Here is a 2,605-nt window from a genome sequence, read left to right as displayed (position 1 = left end):
CCGTCGTCGTACCCGGCGTGCCGGGGCCCGGAGCCGGGGTTACGGTTTCCTGACACCGCTCTCACACCGAGCGCGTCCAGAGGGGGCCGCGCGGGGAGCGGTGGCGGCGGGTCGCAACGGAGCGGCCGGCCGGTCACGCAGGGGGCTGCCGCACGACGTCGTGCCGCTCACCCCTGCCCAGAGGGGCTGACATGAGCACATCACCACACCGGCGTCGCCCGGGATCACGCGCACTGGTCATGGTCGCCGCCGGCCTGCTCGCCGGCACGGTCGTCGTCGCACCGGCCGCCACTGCGGCCGACACGGTGCCCGTGGGGCGGGGGAGCTACCTGACGTCGCCGCCCGGTCCGACGCCCGAGGGGTGCGACGCCTTGGAGGCGGACCCGCGCGTGTACCTGACGGACGACGCGCCCACCGGTCCGCTTCCGACGAACGACTGGTGGTCCTCGCTGTTGTTCAAGCGGTGGAACTGCACCGCGTCCGAGCCGCTGCACGCCCACCCCGTCTCGTACCAGCCGACGGAGGCCGGTCTCGGGCTCTCGGTGACACGTGACACCGTGGTGTCCGGCACGCCCGGCGGGATCGGCGAGTTCCACTACCCGTACCGCCAGGACGTGCTCGTCGGCGTCTCCGGCCTGCGCGCGCCGGTCGTCGAGGTCGCCGGCTGGAGCGACTGGACCGTGACGCCGTCGTGGGAGAGCGGGGGCAAGCGGCTGCGCGCCACGATCGGGCACGGCCTGCCGATCAGCTGGTACCACCTGACCGGCGGCGATGCGGTGCTGACCGCGGCCGCCGACCTGCGCGTCTGGCTGCGCGACGGGTCCACGCTCGGCTTCACGGCGGGCGGCAGCGACTACGTGGCGTACGCACCGAGCGGCGCGTCCTGGACGGTGTCCGGCACGACGCTGACCAGCGGGCTCGCCGGCCAGGGCTTCCTCGCCGTCGCCGCGCTCACGACCGCGTCGGGGTCGACCGACGCGCAGCGCACCGCTCAGGCCCGTGCGCTCGCGACGTACGCGTTCGACGAGGTGACCGACGCGCGCGTGTCGTGGTCGTACGACGAGGCGGCCTCGCGTGTCCGCACGACGTACGCGCTCACGACCGAACCGCTCCAGGGTCGGTCGCGCGGCACGGTCGTCGCGCTGTACCCGCACCAGCAGCGCTACGTCACGGCGACGACGGGCCCGGGCTCGACGGGCACGCTCGGCACCTACGTCTCCCCGCGCGGCGCGATGACGGCGTACACGGGCGCGACGTCGTTCACCACCACGACGCCCTTCACCGGGATCCTCCCCGAGGTGCCCGCGGTCGCCACGTCGACCGGCGCCGCGCGCGACCGGCTCGACGCGCTGCTCGACGAGGCCGCGACCGACGACCTCGGGGTCCTGCGCGCCGACACCTACTGGACCGGCAAGGCGCTCGGGCGGGCCGCCCGCATCGCCGAGATCGCCGACCAGCTCGGCCGCACCGACGTGCGGGACCGCACGCTCCGCGCGATGCGCACGACGCTCACCGACTGGTTCACCGCGACAGGCGGCAAGACCGAGCGTGTGTTCGCCTACGACGCCCGCTGGGGCACGCTCATCGGCTACCCCGCGTCGTACGGGTCCGACACCGAGCTCAACGACCACCACTTCCACTACGGCTACTACGTCGCGGCCGCCGCGACGCTCGCGCGGTTCGACCCGCAGTGGGCGGCCGACTACGGCGGCATGGTCGACGTGCTCGTGCGCGACGCCAACGGCTACGACCGGTCGGAGGAGCGGTTCCCGTTCCTGCGCGACTTCGACCCGTACGCCGGGCACGACTGGGCGTCGGGTCACGGCGCCTTCGCGGCCGGCAACAACCAGGAGTCGAGCTCCGAGGGCATGAACTTCGCCGCAGCGCTCGTGCAGTGGGGCGAGGCGACCGGCCGGCAGTCCGTCCGCGACGCAGGCGCGTACCTCTACGCGACCCAGGCCGCCGCGATCCAGGAGTACTGGTTCGACCGCGTCGAGGCGATCCCGCAGGGATTCGGGCACACCACCGTCGGCATGATCTGGGGCGACGGCGGGGCGTACGCGACGTGGTTCAGCGGCGAGGCCGAGATGATCCAGGGCATCAACACCCTGCCCATCACGGGCGGGCACCTCTACCTCGGGCTGCGTCCCGACGACGTGCGCGCCAACTACGCCGAGCTCGTCCGCGTCAACGGCGGGCCGCCGACCGTCTGGCAGGACATCCTGTGGAGCTACCTCGCGCTCGGCGACGGCCCCGCCGCGCTGCGCGAGCTCCAGGCGAACCCCGGCTACACCGTCGAGGAGGGGGAGTCGCGGGCGCACACGTACCACTGGATCGCCAACCTCGCGGCCCTCGGGACGCTCGACGCGACCGTGCGCGCCGACCACCCCCTCGCCGCGGTGTTCCGCGGGGCGGGTGGGCGCACGTACGTGGCGTCGAACGTCACCGCGACGCCGCTCACCGTGCGGTTCTCCGACGGCACGACGCTGCGCGTGCCGGCCGGGCGCACCGTGACGTCGGGGGCGCACACGTGGAGCGGAGGCAACGGACCGGGTGGTCCGACGACGACGCCCACCCCGACCCCGACGGCCACGCCGACCCCGAC

The 2,605-nt window shown here is 74.1% G+C and carries 1 protein-coding gene; it reads left to right on the top strand.

Going from position 1 to position 2,605, the window contains the following annotated elements:
- Positions 1–191: 191 nt before the first annotated feature.
- Positions 192–2,605: glycosyl hydrolase (locus CTKZ_RS15070; RefSeq protein WP_124343710.1), on the top strand; the 2,414-nt coding region annotated here is incomplete at its 3' end.

Origin of the sequence: Cellulomonas algicola (genome assembly GCF_003851725.1) — a bacterium.
In the GTDB taxonomy this organism is placed as follows: domain Bacteria; phylum Actinomycetota; class Actinomycetes; order Actinomycetales; family Cellulomonadaceae; genus Cellulomonas; species Cellulomonas algicola.
Note: the sequence above shows the minus strand (reverse complement) of the source record. Positions and strands in the feature narration are given on the sequence as shown.